20 protein-coding genes and 1 tRNA gene are annotated in these 15,230 nt (G+C 54.5%); 17 read left to right on the plus strand and 4 right to left on the minus strand.

The features are described from left to right. Positions 1-21 precede the first annotated feature (21 nt). The 3 genes from dapB to asd form a co-directional block, all read right to left on the minus strand. The gene (dapB, locus tag DWY95_RS07055; protein ID WP_118552921.1) at positions 22-780 is read right to left on the minus strand and encodes a 4-hydroxy-tetrahydrodipicolinate reductase; all 759 of its coding nucleotides are present in this window, start codon (positions 778-780) and stop codon (positions 22-24) included. An 85-nt stretch (positions 781-865) separates the two neighbouring features. After that, positions 866-1,756: a 4-hydroxy-tetrahydrodipicolinate synthase gene (gene dapA, locus DWY95_RS07060; protein WP_118552922.1), complete on the minus strand. Its 891-nt coding sequence runs from the start codon at positions 1,754-1,756 to the stop codon at positions 866-868. Between the two features lie 38 nt (positions 1,757-1,794). Next, entirely contained in the window at positions 1,795-2,877 is a 1,083-nt protein-coding gene (gene asd / locus DWY95_RS07065) for an aspartate-semialdehyde dehydrogenase (protein ID WP_097792252.1), read from the minus strand. 154 nt (positions 2,878-3,031) lie between these two features. On the opposite strand from asd, the gene queA reads away from it, so the two are divergent. The 10 genes from queA to recO all read left to right on the plus strand — a co-directional run bounded on the left by queA (position 3,032) and on the right by recO (position 10,893). Beyond that, entirely contained in the window at positions 3,032-4,060 is a 1,029-nt protein-coding gene (gene queA, locus DWY95_RS07070; protein ID WP_118553060.1) for a tRNA preQ1(34) S-adenosylmethionine ribosyltransferase-isomerase QueA, read from the plus strand. Positions 4,061-4,245: 185 nt separating this feature from the next. Then, complete coding sequence (tgt, locus tag DWY95_RS07075; RefSeq protein ID WP_118552923.1) at positions 4,246-5,391, plus strand: tRNA guanosine(34) transglycosylase Tgt; 1,146 nt, start codon at positions 4,246-4,248, stop codon at positions 5,389-5,391. 81 nt (positions 5,392-5,472) lie between these two features. Next, positions 5,473-5,787: a preprotein translocase subunit YajC gene (gene yajC / locus DWY95_RS07080; protein ID WP_097792249.1), complete on the plus strand. Its 315-nt coding sequence runs from the start codon at positions 5,473-5,475 to the stop codon at positions 5,785-5,787. Positions 5,788-5,851: 64 nt separating this feature from the next. Further along, positions 5,852-6,238, plus strand: coding sequence for a TIGR04086 family membrane protein (locus DWY95_RS07085; protein ID WP_118552924.1), 387 nt, complete (start codon positions 5,852-5,854; stop codon positions 6,236-6,238). A 36-nt stretch (positions 6,239-6,274) separates the two neighbouring features. Next, complete coding sequence (locus DWY95_RS07090; RefSeq protein WP_118552925.1) at positions 6,275-7,045, plus strand: hypothetical protein; 771 nt, start codon at positions 6,275-6,277, stop codon at positions 7,043-7,045. Positions 7,046-7,128: 83 nt separating this feature from the next. Next, positions 7,129-7,204: transfer RNA gene (locus DWY95_RS07095), tRNA-Thr, on the plus strand. A 251-nt stretch (positions 7,205-7,455) separates the two neighbouring features. Next, the gene (locus DWY95_RS07100) at positions 7,456-8,418 is read left to right on the plus strand and encodes a PhoH family protein (protein ID WP_097792246.1); all 963 of its coding nucleotides are present in this window, start codon (positions 7,456-7,458) and stop codon (positions 8,416-8,418) included. Between the two features lie 51 nt (positions 8,419-8,469). Then, positions 8,470-8,961, plus strand: coding sequence for an rRNA maturation RNase YbeY (gene ybeY / locus DWY95_RS07105; RefSeq protein WP_097792245.1), 492 nt, complete (start codon positions 8,470-8,472; stop codon positions 8,959-8,961). Positions 8,962-9,012: 51 nt separating this feature from the next. Further along, on the plus strand, positions 9,013-9,933 hold the full coding sequence (era, locus tag DWY95_RS07110; RefSeq protein ID WP_118552926.1) for a GTPase Era: 921 nt from the start codon (positions 9,013-9,015) through the stop codon (positions 9,931-9,933). A gap of 213 nt (positions 9,934-10,146) precedes the next feature. After that, positions 10,147-10,893: a DNA repair protein RecO gene (recO, locus tag DWY95_RS07115; RefSeq protein WP_118552927.1), complete on the plus strand. Its 747-nt coding sequence runs from the start codon at positions 10,147-10,149 to the stop codon at positions 10,891-10,893. 182 nt (positions 10,894-11,075) lie between these two features. Here recO and DWY95_RS07120 read toward each other — a convergent pair whose 3' ends face one another. After that, positions 11,076-12,293 carry a tyrosine-type recombinase/integrase gene (locus DWY95_RS07120; RefSeq protein ID WP_118552928.1) on the minus strand — a complete coding sequence of 406 codons (1,218 nt, stop codon included), beginning with the start codon at positions 12,291-12,293 and terminating at the stop codon, positions 11,076-11,078. Positions 12,294-12,610: 317 nt separating this feature from the next. On the opposite strand from DWY95_RS07120, the gene DWY95_RS07125 reads away from it, so the two are divergent. The 7 genes from DWY95_RS07125 to DWY95_RS07150 all read left to right on the plus strand — a co-directional run bounded on the left by DWY95_RS07125 (position 12,611) and on the right by DWY95_RS07150 (position 15,188). Continuing rightward, complete coding sequence (locus DWY95_RS07125; protein WP_347562003.1) at positions 12,611-12,781, plus strand: hypothetical protein; 171 nt, start codon at positions 12,611-12,613, stop codon at positions 12,779-12,781. Continuing rightward, the gene (locus tag DWY95_RS07130) at positions 12,778-13,191 is read left to right on the plus strand and encodes a hypothetical protein (RefSeq protein WP_118552930.1); all 414 of its coding nucleotides are present in this window, start codon (positions 12,778-12,780) and stop codon (positions 13,189-13,191) included. Before DWY95_RS07125 ends, DWY95_RS07130 begins: the two co-directional genes overlap by 4 nt. 69 nt (positions 13,192-13,260) lie before the next feature. After that, positions 13,261-13,557, plus strand: a complete 297-nt coding sequence (locus DWY95_RS07135) for a hypothetical protein (protein ID WP_118552931.1) — start codon at positions 13,261-13,263, stop codon at positions 13,555-13,557. A gap of 305 nt (positions 13,558-13,862) precedes the next feature. Continuing rightward, the gene (locus DWY95_RS16985; protein ID WP_158577531.1) at positions 13,863-14,009 is read left to right on the plus strand and encodes a hypothetical protein; all 147 of its coding nucleotides are present in this window, start codon (positions 13,863-13,865) and stop codon (positions 14,007-14,009) included. Positions 14,010-14,165: 156 nt separating this feature from the next. Continuing rightward, positions 14,166-14,396, plus strand: a complete 231-nt coding sequence (locus DWY95_RS07140) for a hypothetical protein (RefSeq protein WP_118552932.1) — start codon at positions 14,166-14,168, stop codon at positions 14,394-14,396. Between the two features lie 96 nt (positions 14,397-14,492). After that, entirely contained in the window at positions 14,493-14,744 is a 252-nt protein-coding gene (locus DWY95_RS07145) for a hypothetical protein (protein WP_118552933.1), read from the plus strand. Between the two features lie 39 nt (positions 14,745-14,783). After that, positions 14,784-15,188: a hypothetical protein gene (locus DWY95_RS07150; RefSeq protein WP_118552934.1), complete on the plus strand. Its 405-nt coding sequence runs from the start codon at positions 14,784-14,786 to the stop codon at positions 15,186-15,188. The last annotated feature ends 42 nt before the right edge of the window (positions 15,189-15,230 follow it).

The raw sequence follows: 15,230 nt of genomic DNA on the forward strand, positions 1-15,230 counted from the left end.
GGGCTGCAAGATCCGGCAGGATCACATTTCTGCGATCATGTTACCCATATTGTACAGTCCCGGTTCCTTTTTTGCAAGATAAACAGCGGCATTGATGGCACCGTTTGCAAAAATGCTGCGGGAATAGGCGGTATGCTTGAGGGTGATGACCTCGTCCGGGCCGCAGAACAGCACTTCGTGGTCGCCCACGATGCTGCCGCCGCGCACCGAGCTGATGCCGATTTCCTTGGGGTCGCGCTTCTGGCGGACGGAGGAGCGGTCGTAAACGTAGTGATATGCGCCGTCGTTCTCTTCGTTGATGGCGTCGGCCAGCATCAGAGCCGTGCCACTGGGGGCATCCAGCTTGTTGTGGTGGTGCTGCTCCACGATCTCCACATCATACGCGGCACCCAGAATGGCCGAAGCGCGCTTGCACAGCTCAGACAGCACATTGATGCCGATGGACATGTTGGCGCTCTTGAACACGGGCACCGTGCGGGACAGCTGCACGACCTTGAGCTGCAGCTCTTCGGACAGACCGGTGGTGCAGACCACGATGGGCAGCTTGTGGGCCTCGCAATAGGGCAGGGCCTTTTCCACGGCAGCGGGGGAGCTGAAGTCGATGACCACATCGCCCTTGCCGTCCAGCTTTTCCAAGCTGTCGTAAACGGGGATGCCGTTCTGCTCGCCGTCTTTCACATCAATACCGGCAATGACACGGCAGTCCTCCCGCTGGGCGATCATCTCGCACAGCACATGTCCCATCCGGCCGCCGATGCCCTGAATGATAATATCCGTCATTTGATCTTACCTCGTTCTTTGATTTTCCGAAAAGGCCAAATGCCCGGAAGAACGTTCCACCGGGCATTTGTGCGTTGTTCTGTTGTTATTTCAGGAGGCCTTCTGCGGCAAGCGCCTGTTCGATCTTCTCCTTGTGCGCGTCGCTGGGCTCCACCAGAGGCAGGCGGCAGGCACCGGCGTTCCAGCCCAGCACGTTCATGGCGTACTTGACCGGGATGGGGTTGACCTCGCAGAAGAGGGCGTCTGCCAGCGGCAGGATCTCCAGCTGCAGCTGGCAGGCCTTCCGGGTGTCGCCGTCGAACCAGGCCTTGCAGCAGTCGTGCATCAGCTCCGGCTTGACGTTGGAGACGACGCTGATGACGCCCTTGCCGCCGAGGGACAGCAGGGGGACCACCTGGTCGTCGTTGCCGGAGTAGATGTTCAGCTCGTCACCGCACAGCTGCGCGATCTTCGCCACCTGTGAAATGTTGCCGGACGCTTCCTTGATGCCATTGATGAGCGGGTGCCTGCTCAGCTCCAGAGCCGTCTCCGGGGCAATGTTCAGGCCGGTACGGGAGGGCACATTGTAGAGAATGACCGGGATCCCAGCCGCATCGGCCATGGCGGTGAAGTGCGCGATCAGGCCTGCCTGGGTGGTCTTGTTGTAGTACGGGGTAACCAGCAGCAGGGCATCGGCACCGCACTCGGCAGACTTTGCAGCCAGTGCGCAGCCATGGTCGGTGTCGTTGGAACCGGCACCCGCGATGACGGGCACCCGGTGGTTGACGGTATCAACGGTGAACTTGATGGCAGCCAGCTGCTCTTCATCGGTCATGGTGGAGCACTCACCGGTGGTTCCGCAGATGACGATGGCATCGGTGCCGCGCGTGATCTGGTCCTCGATGATGCGGCCCAGCTCGTCAAAATTGACGCTGCCATCCTCGTACATCGGGGTGATGATCGCTACGCCCGCGCCGGTAAAGACAGGATTTTTCATAGTGTAAGATCTCCTTTTGCTGTGTTTGGGAACGCAGATCAGTCAAAATAGCCCTTGGCGGCCAGCAGCTCTGCCAGCAGGACCGCGCCGCCTGCCGCACCGCGCAGGGTGTTGTGGCTCATGCAGGCGAACTTGTAATCGAACAGGGTGTCCTCCCGCAGACGGCCCAGGCAGACGGCCATGCCGTGCTCGGTGTTGCGGTCCAGCTTGGGCTGGGGACGGTCGTTCTCGGTGAAGTAGTGCAGGAACTGCTTGGGTGCGCTGGGCAGCTCCAGCTCCTGCGCAGGGCCGCGGAAGTTGGCCCAGGCTGCAAGGATCTGTTCCTTGGTGGGCTTCTTGTCAAAGCTCACGAAGACCGCAGCGGTGTGGCCGTCGGAGACGGGAACACGGAAGCACTGTGCGGTGATGACGGGCTTCTCGGCATTGACGATCCGGTCGCCCTCGATGTGGCCCCACAGCTTCAGCGGCTCCTGCTCGCTCTTCTCTTCCTCGCCGCCGATGTAGGGGATGACGTTGTCCACGATCTCCGGCATCCGGTCAAAGGTCTTGCCCGCACCGGAGATGGCCTGGTAGGTGCAGACCAGCGCCTTGCTGACGCCGAAATCCTTCATCAGGGGATGCAGGGCCGGCACATAGCTCTGCAGGCTGCAATTGGACTTGACGGCGATGAAGCCGCGCTTGGTGCCCAGACGCTTGCGCTGTGCCGGGATGATCTCAATGTGGTCGGCGTTGATCTCCGGCACCACCATCGGCACATCCGGGGTGCCGCGGTTGGCGCTGTTGTTGGAGACGACCGGGCACTCTGCCTTGGCATAAGCCTCCTCAAGTGCCTTGATCTCGGCCTTGGGCATATTGACGGCGCAGAAGATGAAGTCCACCTGCGAAGCGACCTCTTCCACCTTGGAAGCGTCCAGCACGACCATCTTCTTCACGCTTTCGGGCATCGGGGTGGTCATGGCCCAGCGGGAACCGACAGCTTCCTCATAGGTCTTGCCTGCACTGCGGCCGGATGCGGCCAGGGTGGTCAGTTTGAACCAGGGGTGATTCTCCAGCAGTGTGATGAAGCGCTGACCGACCATACCAGTCGCACCGACAACGCCAACTTTATACTGTTTTTCCATTTCCAGCACCTTTCCTTTCAAAAAAACGAAATTCACACAGAACGCAGGCTTGCAAACCGGACGCCCATGCAATATAATAGATACTGCTTATACAGATTTTATGATAACATTGATACGACCTTCGTGTCAATCATCGGAAAGGCAAATGCAAAGCATGTTAAAAAAAGATTTTTGGTATGATTTACCCAAAGAGCTCATTGCACAGGAGCCTGCGGCCCCCCGTGATACCGCGCGTCTCATGGTCCTGAGCCAGAAAGACGACAGCATCCAGCACCGGATCTTCCGCGACCTGCCGGAATATCTGGAGCCCGGCGACCTGCTGGTCGTCAACAATTCCAAGGTCCTGCCTGCCCGCATCGTGGGCGTCAAGCAGCCCACCGGCGCAGTCTGTGAGCTGCTGCTGCTCCGCCAGGTCAAGGGCGACCAGTGGGAATGCTTGGCCAAGCCCGGCAAGCGGATGCAGCCGGGCACAAAGGTCAGCTTCGGCGACGGCACCCTGACCGCCGTGGTGGACGAGACGCTGGAAGACGGCAACAAGTTCGTTACATTCTATTATGACACTGAGACCCTTTATGAAAAGCTGGACGAATTTGGCAAAATGCCTCTGCCGCCCTACATCACGAAGCAATTGGAAGACCAGAGCCAGTACCAGACCGTCTATGCCAAGGAGCTGGGCAGCGCCGCCGCCCCCACAGCAGGCCTCCACTTTACCCCGGAGCTGATGGACACCCTCCGCGCCAAGGGGGTCGGCATCGCCGAAGTGACTCTGCATGTGGGTCTCGGCACCTTCCGCCCCGTGATGGAGGATGAGATCACCGACCACAAGATGCACAGCGAGTGGTACTCCATCAGCGAGGAGACCGCCCAGCGCATCCGGGAAACCAAGGCCGCCGGGCACCGCGTCATCGCCGTCGGCACCACCAGCTGCCGCACCCTGGAGGCTGTCGCCGCTAAGTACGGCGAGATCAAAGCCTGCAGCGGCAACACGTCCATCTTCCTGTATCCCGGTGTCCAGTTCCACTGCATCGACGGCCTCATCACCAACTTCCACCTGCCCGAAAGCACCCTCATCATGCTGGTATCGGCGCTCTACGGCTACGAAAAGACCATGGCTGCATACAAGGTTGCTGTGGAACAGAAGTACCGCTTTTTCAGCTTTGGCGATGCTATGCTGATCGTCTGATACAAAATTCGCGCTTTTTGCGATATTTGTATGTAGAGAAAAGCAATGGCTCAATGCTGATTGCGGCAAGAATCCCATCAAGAAAGATAACGATCCGTCGTTCTCTGATACACTATTTCTGATGACGCCGCAGGTCTGCGGCACAGGATGCACGGCTGTTTTCCGTGCACAGAAAGGAAACGTTTATGCCTTCTTTGACCACGTACAAGCTCCTCAAGAAGGAGCACGACGCCCGGCGGGGCGAGTTCAAGACCGTGCACGGCACCGTGCAGACCCCGGCGTTCCAGAACGTCGCAACGGCAGGTGCCATCAAGGGCGGCCTGTCGGCACAGGACCTGAAGGATATCGGTGCGCAGGTCATGCTCTGCAACACCTACCACCTTCATCTGCGCCCCGGCGACAAGCTGGTGGCCGACATGGGCGGCCTGCACAAGTTCACCCGCTGGAACGGCCCCATCCTGACCGATAGCGGCGGATTTCAGGTGTTCAGCCTGTCCAAGCTGCGCAAGATCACCGAAGAGGGCGTGACCTTTGCGTCCCATCTGGACGGACACCGGATCTTCATGGGCCCGGAAGAGAGTATGCAGATCCAGGCGAACCTGGGCTCGACCATCGCCATGGCCTTTGATGAGTGTGTGGAGAACCCCGCACAGCACGATTATTCCAAGGCAAGCTGCGACCGCACCGTCCGCTGGCTGGCCCGCTGCAAAGCGGAGATGGCCCGCCTGAAGCACGAGGGCAGAGCCGTCAACCCGGACCAGCTTCTGTTTGGCATCAACCAGGGCTGCACCTTTGCCGACCTGCGGGTCGAGCATATGAAGCAAATCGCCGAGATGGACCTCGATGGCTATGCCATCGGCGGCCTGGCAGTGGGCGAGCCCACCGATGTGATGTATGAGATGATCAGCCAGGTGGAGCCTCACATGCCCAAGGATAAGATCCGCTACCTGATGGGCGTCGGCACACCCGGCAACATCATCGAAGCCGTTTCCCGCGGCGTGGACCTGTTCGACTGCGTTATGCCCAGCCGCAACGCCCGCCACGGCCACCTGAACACCTGGGGCGGCATCATCAACATCAAGAATGCCAAGTACGAGCGCGATGAGCGCCCCATCGACCCCACCTGCGGCTGCCCGGCCTGCCGGAACTACTCCCGCGCCTATATCCGCCATCTGTTCAAGGCGGAAGAGCTGCTGGGGATGCGTCTGGCCGTCATGCACAACCTGTGGTTCTACAACCACCTGATGGAGCGCATCCGCGACGAGCTGGATGCAGGCACCTTCACCGCCTTCCATGACCGCTATGTGAAGCTCCTGGATACAAGAATCTGAGTTTTTCGCACTTTGGCCTTGCAACCGCCCGAAGAAGGGTTTATAATAAGATTATCTGAATTTTGAGAGGAGATTTTGCCCATGCAATTTCTGACGACTACGACCGAAAGCTACATCAGCCTGTTCTTCACCCTGGCTCTGATGCTGGTTCTGCTCTATTTCATGATCTATCGTCCCCAGAAGAAGCAGGAGAAGAAGGACGCTGCCATGCGTGCTGCTCTGGAGATCGGCGATCAGGTCACTACCATCGGCGGTGTGATCGGTCGTGTGGTTGCCATCAAGGACGACACCTTCGTTCTGGAGACCGGCGCTGACCGCGTGAAGATCCGCTTCACCAAAAATGCCATCAGCTCTGTTGAGAAGCTGAACATGGACAACGCTCCCGCTAAAAAGTAATTTCAAGACCCGGTACTTTTTCACGCGCCTTCCTGCATACAGTAGTGCAGGGAGGCGCGTTTTTATGTCTGAACAAAAGAAGATCTCCGTAGGGGCGGCGCTGCTGGCGTTCGGCATCGGCGGCGCGTTTGCCGGTGCCTGCATGGCAGGGCTGGCGTATCTCATGGCCCGGCATGGGCTTTCGCAGGCTGCGGCCTGGCCGATGGCAAGCGCTGCAGTCTGCGCAGGTAGCCTGTTCAGCGGGTGGCTGGCTGCATTTTTTCAGCGCAGCCGCGGGCTGGTCTGTGGAGCCATCCAGGGGGCAATGTTCGTACTGCTCCTGACCGGGTTTGGTCTCTATGCCGGGTTTGCACCCGCAGAAATGCAGCTTGTGCGGTTTGCACTGGTGTTTTTATTTGGCTGTCTGGGCGGCATCTTCGGGATGTTGCACACCGAACGGCGGCACCACTGAAACGATTCGAGAGCACAAAACAGGAGGAGTTCAAAGATGTGGGTCTATCAGAAGCCAGAATCGTCCGAACCCTTGGAACCGCTGTCTGCACCGTCTGTGCCGGACAGCACCCCGCTCAAAACCAAAGTTACGCTTCCGGAACCAAACGAGCCGTTCCCGGCGGAAGGGCCATCGCAAGCGGTCCCGGCCGTTCCGGAGCTGATGGAAACGCCCCGGAAACGCTCTCTGCGAGCCGATCACAGCTGCATCCTGCTGGCGGGTGCGTATTTGTTCGGGACCTTTCTTGCGGGTGTTCTGTCTGCTCTGTGCAGCGCCGGTGAGCTGGAAACGCTCGACTATTATCTCAGCTGCTGGCGGACTTCCTTTGCAGCGGAAACGGCGGCTCAGGCAATGGGCCTTTTCCGGACGGAACTTCTGACCGCCTCCGGGGCGCTGACCGTTTTGCTTCTGCTGGGTCTGTCCGCAATTGGTTCTCTGCCCATTTTCTGTTTCCTGATCCTCTATGGGGCCGGGGCAGGGATGCTGTCCTTTCAGCTGTTGACCAATCTGAACTGGAAGGCACTGTTGGTCTATTCCGCCGCATCCGGGCTTCCGACCGCGCTTGCCGCCGGCTGTTTGTGTCTGTTCGGCGCGCTGGCGCTGCAGGTCAGTGGAAAGATCCAGCGTTGCTCCTTCGGAACGTCGCTTTACTCCGCCGGAGCCTGGAGCCTGGTCGGCCAGTTCGTCCGCACACTGTTTCTCCTGCTTCCCATCTGCGGTGCCGCAACGGGGATGCTGTATCTGTGCGGGCAGATGAAGGGGTTCTAAGAAGTTCGCGCAAAAAATAAATTCTCATCTTGACACTCACCGGCTTTTATGGTAGAATACATCACGTTGCAGAACATTGGTCTGCTACTGTGGCTCAGTCGGTAGAGCAGCTCACTCGTAATGAGCAGGTCGTCCGTTCGAATCGGATCAGTAGCTCCAAAAGTCCTACGAATTATCGCTAGATTTTGCGAAATTCGTAGGACTTTTTCTCGTTTATAAAGTACTACCCCAAATTTTTTGTAACACTTTTTGCAACATGGTCTTGTCGGCAACATTTTCTAATGATCTGCATCGAGTTTTTGCCTGATAGATTCCTTCGCTAAAATTTTGTGCAATTTTCACAGTTTTCTTCTTGCACTTTTGGTGGTACAATAAATATGGAATTCTATTGAGATTTCGGGAGGAGCCGTATGGCTGAAAAGAGCATCGAACTGGATAGTGTGGAGATCGCGGCGGCGGTTTTTGGCAACTGTGACCGCAACATCCGCCTGTTGGAGAAAGAGTTTTCCGTCACGGCTGTCTGCCGCGGCACAATGCTTCGCCTGTCGGGTGAAAGCGCCAATGTTGCCGCTGCGGCACGTGCCATTGAGGGGATGCTCCTTCTGATCGAGAATCATACCCCGCTGGAAGAGCAGACCGTGCGCTATTGCTTGAGCCTTGCGCATGATGGCGAGGAAAAGCGCGTCAAAGAGCTGACGGAGGATTTCGTGACCGTCACCGTAAAGGGGCGTCCGATCCGCCCCAAAACGCTTGGGCAGAAGGAATACCTCAACGCCATCCGCAAGAATGCAGTGACCTTTGGCGTCGGCCCGGCGGGTACGGGTAAAACGTATCTGGCCGTTGCAATGGCCGTCAAAGCCTTTAAGGCAAAAGACGTCTCTCGCATCGTTCTGACCCGCCCGGCGGTGGAAGCAGGGGAGAAGCTTGGTTTTCTGCCGGGCGACCTGCAGCAGAAGGTAGACCCTTATCTGCGCCCGCTCTACGACGGTCTGTTCGATATGCTGGGGGCCGAAACGTACGAGCGTCTGGTGGAAAAGCAGATCATCGAGGTCGCGCCGCTCGCATACATGCGTGGACGCACCCTGGATGACTCGTTTATCATTCTGGACGAAGCGCAGAATACCACCCCCGAACAGATGAAGATGTTTCTGACCCGTATGGGTGTAGGTTCCAAAGTGGTCGTGACCGGCGATGTGACACAGATCGACCTGCCCGACCGTACCCGCAGCGGTCTTGTGGACGCGCTGCAGATCCTGAAAAATGTGGACGGCATCGCACAATGCTACTTTACCGAAAAGGATGTTGTGCGTCATCGTCTGGTCCAGGAGATCATCAAAGCATACGAAGCCGCCGCGCACCCCGCCAAGCGCTGAGAGCCATAACGCTTTCAAAAAGGCAGCATAAAAAGAAAGGAGCGGACTGTTATGTCCAATAAAGTTTTGATCACCAATTCCCAGAAGGCTGTGAAGGTCCCGTCGGGCCTCCGCATCCTGATCCGCCGTGCCTGCAACGCCGTGCTGGAATATGAACATTTCGATGACCCTGCTGAGATCAGCGTGACCTTCGTTGACAACGCCTCCATTGCGGAGCTGAACAACCAGTATCGCAACAAACCCATGCCCACGGACGTTCTGAGCTTTCCTCTGGGCGAAAACGGCGTCTACGATGTCGATGAGAACAACGGCTGCAAGATGCTGGGCGATATCGTCATCAGCATGGAGCGCGCACAGGAACAGGCCACGCTCTACGGTCATCCGCTGCAGCGCGAAGTCGCCTTCCTGACGGTGCACTCGATGCTGCATCTGTTGGGCTATGACCACGAGAACGGCGGTCTGGAAGCCATGCGAATGCGCGAGAAGGAAGAGGCCGTGCTGACCCAGCTCGGTCTGCCCCGCACGGTCAGCTACACGGAATAACACAGAAGCCTTGGAAGGGATAGGAGTTCTATTTTGAAAAACGCAGCCCCAATGCAGCAGCATTATGAGACCTCTTCGGTCTTTGTGGCCGTCATCGGCCGGCCGAACGTCGGCAAATCCAGCCTGACAAATCGTCTGGTCGGTGAGAAGGTAGCCATCGTCACCTCCAAACCCCAGACGACCCGCACCCGCATCACCGGTGTGGTGACGCGCGGGCCGTTGCAGTATGTCCTGCTCGATACGCCGGGCGTACACAAGGCACACAACAAACTGGGCAAACGGATGGACAAGACGGCCAGCGATTCCATCGCGGACGTCGATGTTTCCATGATGCTGTTTGAGCCGTACGGTGCACTCAATGAGCCGGAAATGGTCCTGGTGGACGCTCTGCGCAGCAGCGGCGGCCCGGCCATTGCCGTCATCAACAAGACCGACCTCGTCAAAGACCCGGCGGACCTTGAAGCCCGCAAGGCAGAGCTGAAGGCGCTCGGTGTCTTTGATGCCATCTATACCGTCAGCGTCCGCGCCGATGACCGCTGCGAGGAGCTGTTTGATGCGCTGAGCCAGTATGCGGTAGAAGGCCCTCACTATTTTGACGATGACGCCTACACGGACATGCCCGAAAAAGAGCTGGTGGCTGAGGTCATCCGCGAAAAGGCGCTGCTGTTCATGCGGGACGAGATCCCGCACGGCATCGCTGTCGTGGTGGAGCGCTTCAAAGAGCGTCCCGGAACCGACCTTGTGGACATCGACGTCAACATTTACTGCGAACGTGAGAGCCACAAGGGCATGGTCATCGGCAAGGGCGGCGCGATGCTGAAAAAGATTGCCAGCGCGGCCCGTGCAGACTGCGAGGAGTTCCTCGGCTGCCGTATCAACCTGCAGTGCTGGGTCAAAGTCAAAGCCGACTGGCGTGACAATGAGTTTTTGCTGAACAACTTTGGCTTCAAACAGAACCCGAACAATCGCTGAGCCTGCGCCGCGATTCGGACAGATTTTCCACGGGTGGTGCGCTAGGATAAAGGCAACACTATCATGGGCGGCATCTGCCGCGCAGAAAGGGGAGGCCTATGGACGCTGACGCACGCTGGCAGGCATTTGCCTGCACCGGAAACATCCTCCGCTACCTGGATTACAGGCAGCAGAACGCGGAACAGCCTGCTGTTCCGGCAGGAGAAGATACTGATGGATACGATCGTAACGATGGGGCTCGTCCTGCGGGAGACCCGGTACAAAGAGGCTGACCGGATCCTGACCATCCTGACACCGGAGCTTGGTGTGATCTCGGCTTCGGCGCCGAACAGCCTGCGGCTGAAGAGTAAATTATTCAGCGCCTGCGGGCTTTTTTGTTACTCGGAATTTGTCCTTGTTCCGGGGCGGAATATGTACACGGTCCGGGAGGCTTCGGTCAACACCATTTTCCACGGAGTTTCTTCCTCCATCGAGGGGATGGGGCTTGCCATGTATCTGGATGAGATGGCGGTCTCGCTCTCGCCGACCGGCACCGAAGCGGGCAAGGAGCTTCGGCTTCTGCTCAACTGCCTGTACATGATCAGCCGCCAGAAAGCGGATCTGCGCGTCATCAAGGCAGTGTTCGAGCTGCGCACCATGAGCGAGTGCGGCTTTTTGCCGCAGCTTGCCTGCTGCAATGCGTGCGGAAAGTATGACGATGCGTCGTTTTATCTCGACCCGCAGGAGGGCTATCTGCTCTGCCCGGATTGTGCGCAGAAGGCAGGGAAGCCGTGCAACCTGGACGCCGGTGCGCTGTATGCGTTGCGGCACATCTGCCTCGTAGAGGACAAAAAAATATTTGCATTCAAGATCTCGGTCGGCAGTCTGGCCAAGCTGTCGGCGGTGGCAGAGCAATACGCGCTGACCCACCTCGACAAGCCGCTGAAGAGCTATTCATTTCTGAAATCCGTTCTGCCCTGACCGAACAAATTCTAAAGGGATCATTACTATGGAAACTGCTCGGAGTTGATACAAGTCAAAAACATTTTAACTACGTTTTATTTTTCGAAAAAAGGTTCAATAAAAGGCCATGAAAATGAAGTAATTCGTACAGTAATTCTATTTCTGGAGTCGTGTCGCTAGAATAAACCCAATATGGATTTTTAATTGATTTTTTCGATTTCGTCGCGCATCCAATCAAGGTCACGTTTTGTATATGTCTTTTCGGTGATATCCTGAATATGGTGCCCAACGAGGATCTTGATTGCGTATTCATCTACTTTAGCTTTCTTGGCAGCGGTGACAAATCTTACACGTGCATCGTGAGGACGATGTTCCGGATTCAAACCAAGTTCTTTCACAATCGCTTGCAACCCGGTCAGGTAGGTATCGTAGTTCATCTGGATTACCCTTGTTGTGCTGCGAAAGTGCTGCGTGATGAGATATTCACTGTTGTCGTTTACCGATTCAAGATAGTGTTTTTCAACAAGCGGATAAATCCGAGAGTGAATCGGAACAATGCGGTTTTTGCCATCCTTTGTTTTCATTCCACCTTGAAAACTCTTCTTTTCGAGATCAACATTACATGTTTTCAGATTCAGAAGTTCTTGTGGCCGCCATCCCGAATAGCATTGAATCAACACAATGTCGACAAATGGAAGATCAATATTTTTCCACAGAAGGTCTATTTCTTCATCTGTATAGGTAAGGTGTTCTTTGTGGACGACTGGTGCCTCGATATTGAGCGAAAACGTCCGCGCACAGTTTTTATCTACCAGCTCGTTTGCCATTGCATAATCAAACAGCTGGTCGAATGTTGATTTCATCTTGCTTCGCGTATTGTTAGATGCTGCACGTTCTTTTCCATGAATTGTTCGATGGGCTGTCATGATGACCTTCTTGAGATCGCAGGCACGGACACTTCGAATTGGCATGGCGTGAAGTTCTTCGGCGTACGCCCAAACGGAATTATATTGCCGGAGAGCCTGCGGAGAGGCGTTTCTTGTTCGTTCCTCATACCAATGCGCGTATAGTTCATCCATCGTGACAAGATTGGAAAGATCGAACGGATTTCTATGATATTCGACAAGTGCTTGATACGCTTCATTATAAGTCGCAAAATAGGCTACTGGCTGAAGTGGCTTGACAATTGGACGGCCTTCTGGCGATTTTCCGACGGTGACCATTACACGAAATGGACGCCTAAGACGCGCATTTTGAATCTCTGTGATCTGGCCAAATCCATTTGGAAGCCGCATATGCTTTTGCGATGTTTTTGCATACACTGGTTTTTGTCGTGCTTTTAGCGGGTAGCCACAGTGAGGGCATGCAACAGCTTGGTCGCTCACCTTCTTGTGACATTCGGGGCATGGTTTTAACATAGGTACCTCCTTACAATTTTATAGAATACCGCAAATCAAAATGGAAAGCTCGAAAAAAATCGGGCTTTTTATTTTTGAAAAGCTATTCTAGGTTAAACGATGAATATTTCATTGTCAATCCTTTGAGGGCAAAAAGAAAAAAATACATCACGCAGACGACCACTTTGTCAGGTAATATCCTTTTGAACCTAAGATGCAGAAAAATGCTCTTAGAATAAGTAAAAAGGAGTAACGTAAAAATGGACAAAGCGAAATTAAAATTGGGGTCTGTACCGGTGCGTGTGGCTGCGAGGGTCTATGGACGAGACCCTGCATGGGTGCGAGCTGGAATCATTGCAGGCTGGCTGCCGATCGGCCAGGCAACACGGAACGGGCACACTGTGACAGACGTCCGGCAGATGGACTCGAAGTATGGTCGGATCAGCTATTATATTTCGCCGAAGCTCCTCTACGAACAGACTGGCTACGAATGGAGGGGCGAGAAATGAAAGGAGAACGGGCCAAACTTTCGAAGAAAAACCCCTATTATATTCCGGCAGAACGGTACTACGAGCTCAAGCACTTCTGCCGCCAGTACGATGACTGGAAAAAAGCACTCAACTACATCGACGGATGGCAGCTTTCACCCAGCGATATTTCGGGAATCCTCAAAGGGGACCCTCCGGAAAGCCAGACGGAGCGCCAGGCGCTTGCACGCGTCTATTACTCAAGCCATATTGATATTCTGGAAGGGTGCATGCGGCAATTCGATTCAGCGGTCGGGCCGTACTTATTAAGAGGGGTCACGGAGGGACTCGGCTACGATGCACTGCGGGCAAACGGGTGCCCCTGCTGTAGGGAACTTTACTACGAATATTACCGTTATTTTTTCTGGCTTCTCAGCAAAGAACGCGGATGACGCGAAAAATTCAGGCTCCTTTATGGACGAAAGTTCACGAAAATTTGATTATGTAAAGGAGATTTTATTGTGTTTAAGGCAAAAAAGACCGTTATGTACATTGTCGTGAAGGGTGTTGACGATATGACTGATCGTCGCAATCTTATGAAAGAGATCATCCTCAGGAACTGCGTGATTGACCATCGAATCGCTGATTCGCTGGTAAACAAGCTGGGAAGCTGTGGTGATAAGGATCATAAGAAATGCGAGTATCAGCTCAGTCTCGAAAACTATGACCTGTGCGGCATTGCACGAGACTTTGAGCTGCTGAAGAAAGCAGGAATCATCGAGTATGTAACCAAACCGACGAACTACATCGTTTGCTAAAGGCGAGAGCCGTGGAGAAATCTGCGGCTCTTTCTTTTTATCTGGACGCGAAAAATACAGCCGCCTTTATGAGAAAGGTGGTATGAAAAATGTTTAACTTGATTATCTGGATTTTGATCGTTGTGATTCTGGTCAGACTGGCAAAGCTGATCGGAGCAAAGACAAACGAGGTGAAAAGCAGAACAAAGAAAAAGCACTGAATCAAAATGGAGCTTGTGGAAACACAGGCTCTTATTTTTTATGCAGACGCGAAAAATTCAGCTCCTATTATGGAAGAAATAAACCAATTATAGGAGGAAACTACTATGCTGAAGAATATTGTGAATGGTTTTGAGGAAATGATGAATTCGATCCTGAAGGCATTTAACGAGTCGATGAGCGACCCGTATGCTGGCTGGAACGAAGGAGAAGAACTCCTCATGCTGAATGATGTTCGGTGTGGTATCCGCTGATGGATTCTACCGGAAAACGGGCGTATGGAAACATACGCTCTTTTCTTTTTACATAGAATTTTTCTAACCTAGCATAGAATGCTGCGAAACAACGCGAAAAAATCGGCTTCTTTTATGGAAGAGATGTCTTCCGGAATTTGAAAGGAGATTGATATTATGAACAAGATGAATAAGAGAAAGTACGACAGAGGATATGTCGATGCGACGGACAAACTGCGCGTGTTTATCGAAAGCCGTAGCAAAGTGATGTTTGTGGAACATGACTACGCTACGAGTGAGACAGCACGAGCAGCTTACAACGTTGCAATCGACCGTATCCGCTGCCGTGGAATGGTTCGAGTAATTGTATCGAATGGCGAACTCTTTATGATTCGCAGAGACATCTAAGGCGTGAGAGCTTACGAGAAATCGTAGGCTCTTTTATTTTTTTCATCACGCAGACGACCGTAAACACAGGTATAGTAGTACAAAGGAGATTTCAAAATGAACGCTGAACTTGGCATGATCTTTGCTGTTCTGATCTTTGGGATGGGGCTTCTGATCGGCGTGGCCATCGGTTTCCAGCTGAGCGAGGGCCAGAACGATGTCGGAGACCTTGTGATCGCACCGGGAGACGAGGACGCACCGAATTACATGTTTCTGGACCTGGACACGACGCCGGATGACATCCGGGGACGGGACCATGTGCTGTTGAACGTCCGGAGCATCTCGGCGCGAGAAAAACATTCTGCTTAATGGAGGAAACTCTAATTTACTTTGTAAAGGAGAAAATCAATGGAATCTTACGAAAACAAAGAATTGCTGATGGAAGCGGCGAAGCAATCGCTGGCGAAACTCAAAGACCTGGAACCGGGTACGGACGAGTACAATTCGGCGGCAAACACGGCACTGAAGCTGTATGACATGCAGCTCAAGGGCGAGGCGCAGGAGAGCGACCAGAACCTGAAAACGGATGACGAGAGGCGAAAAGAGCAGGAAGTCATCAATGATCAGGAGAAGGCTGCGAAGGCGCGCCACCTTGAGATCGCAAAGTTGGGGATGCAGGCATTGACGTTTGTCGGCACGATTGGGATGACCGTATACTGGTCGATCTGCGAGGCTGGCGGTGTGACGCAGCTTTCCGGAGCAATGCGTGAAGGTTTACACGAGATCAAGAGAGGCTTTACAGACAGAAGATAAAGGAGGAACCGAGGAGGGTCTGTGACGAAAGTCGCAGGCTCT

The organism is Faecalibacterium sp. AF28-13AC (assembly GCF_003478405.1).
Taxonomy (GTDB): Bacteria; Bacillota; Clostridia; order Oscillospirales; family Ruminococcaceae; genus Faecalibacterium; species Faecalibacterium prausnitzii_E.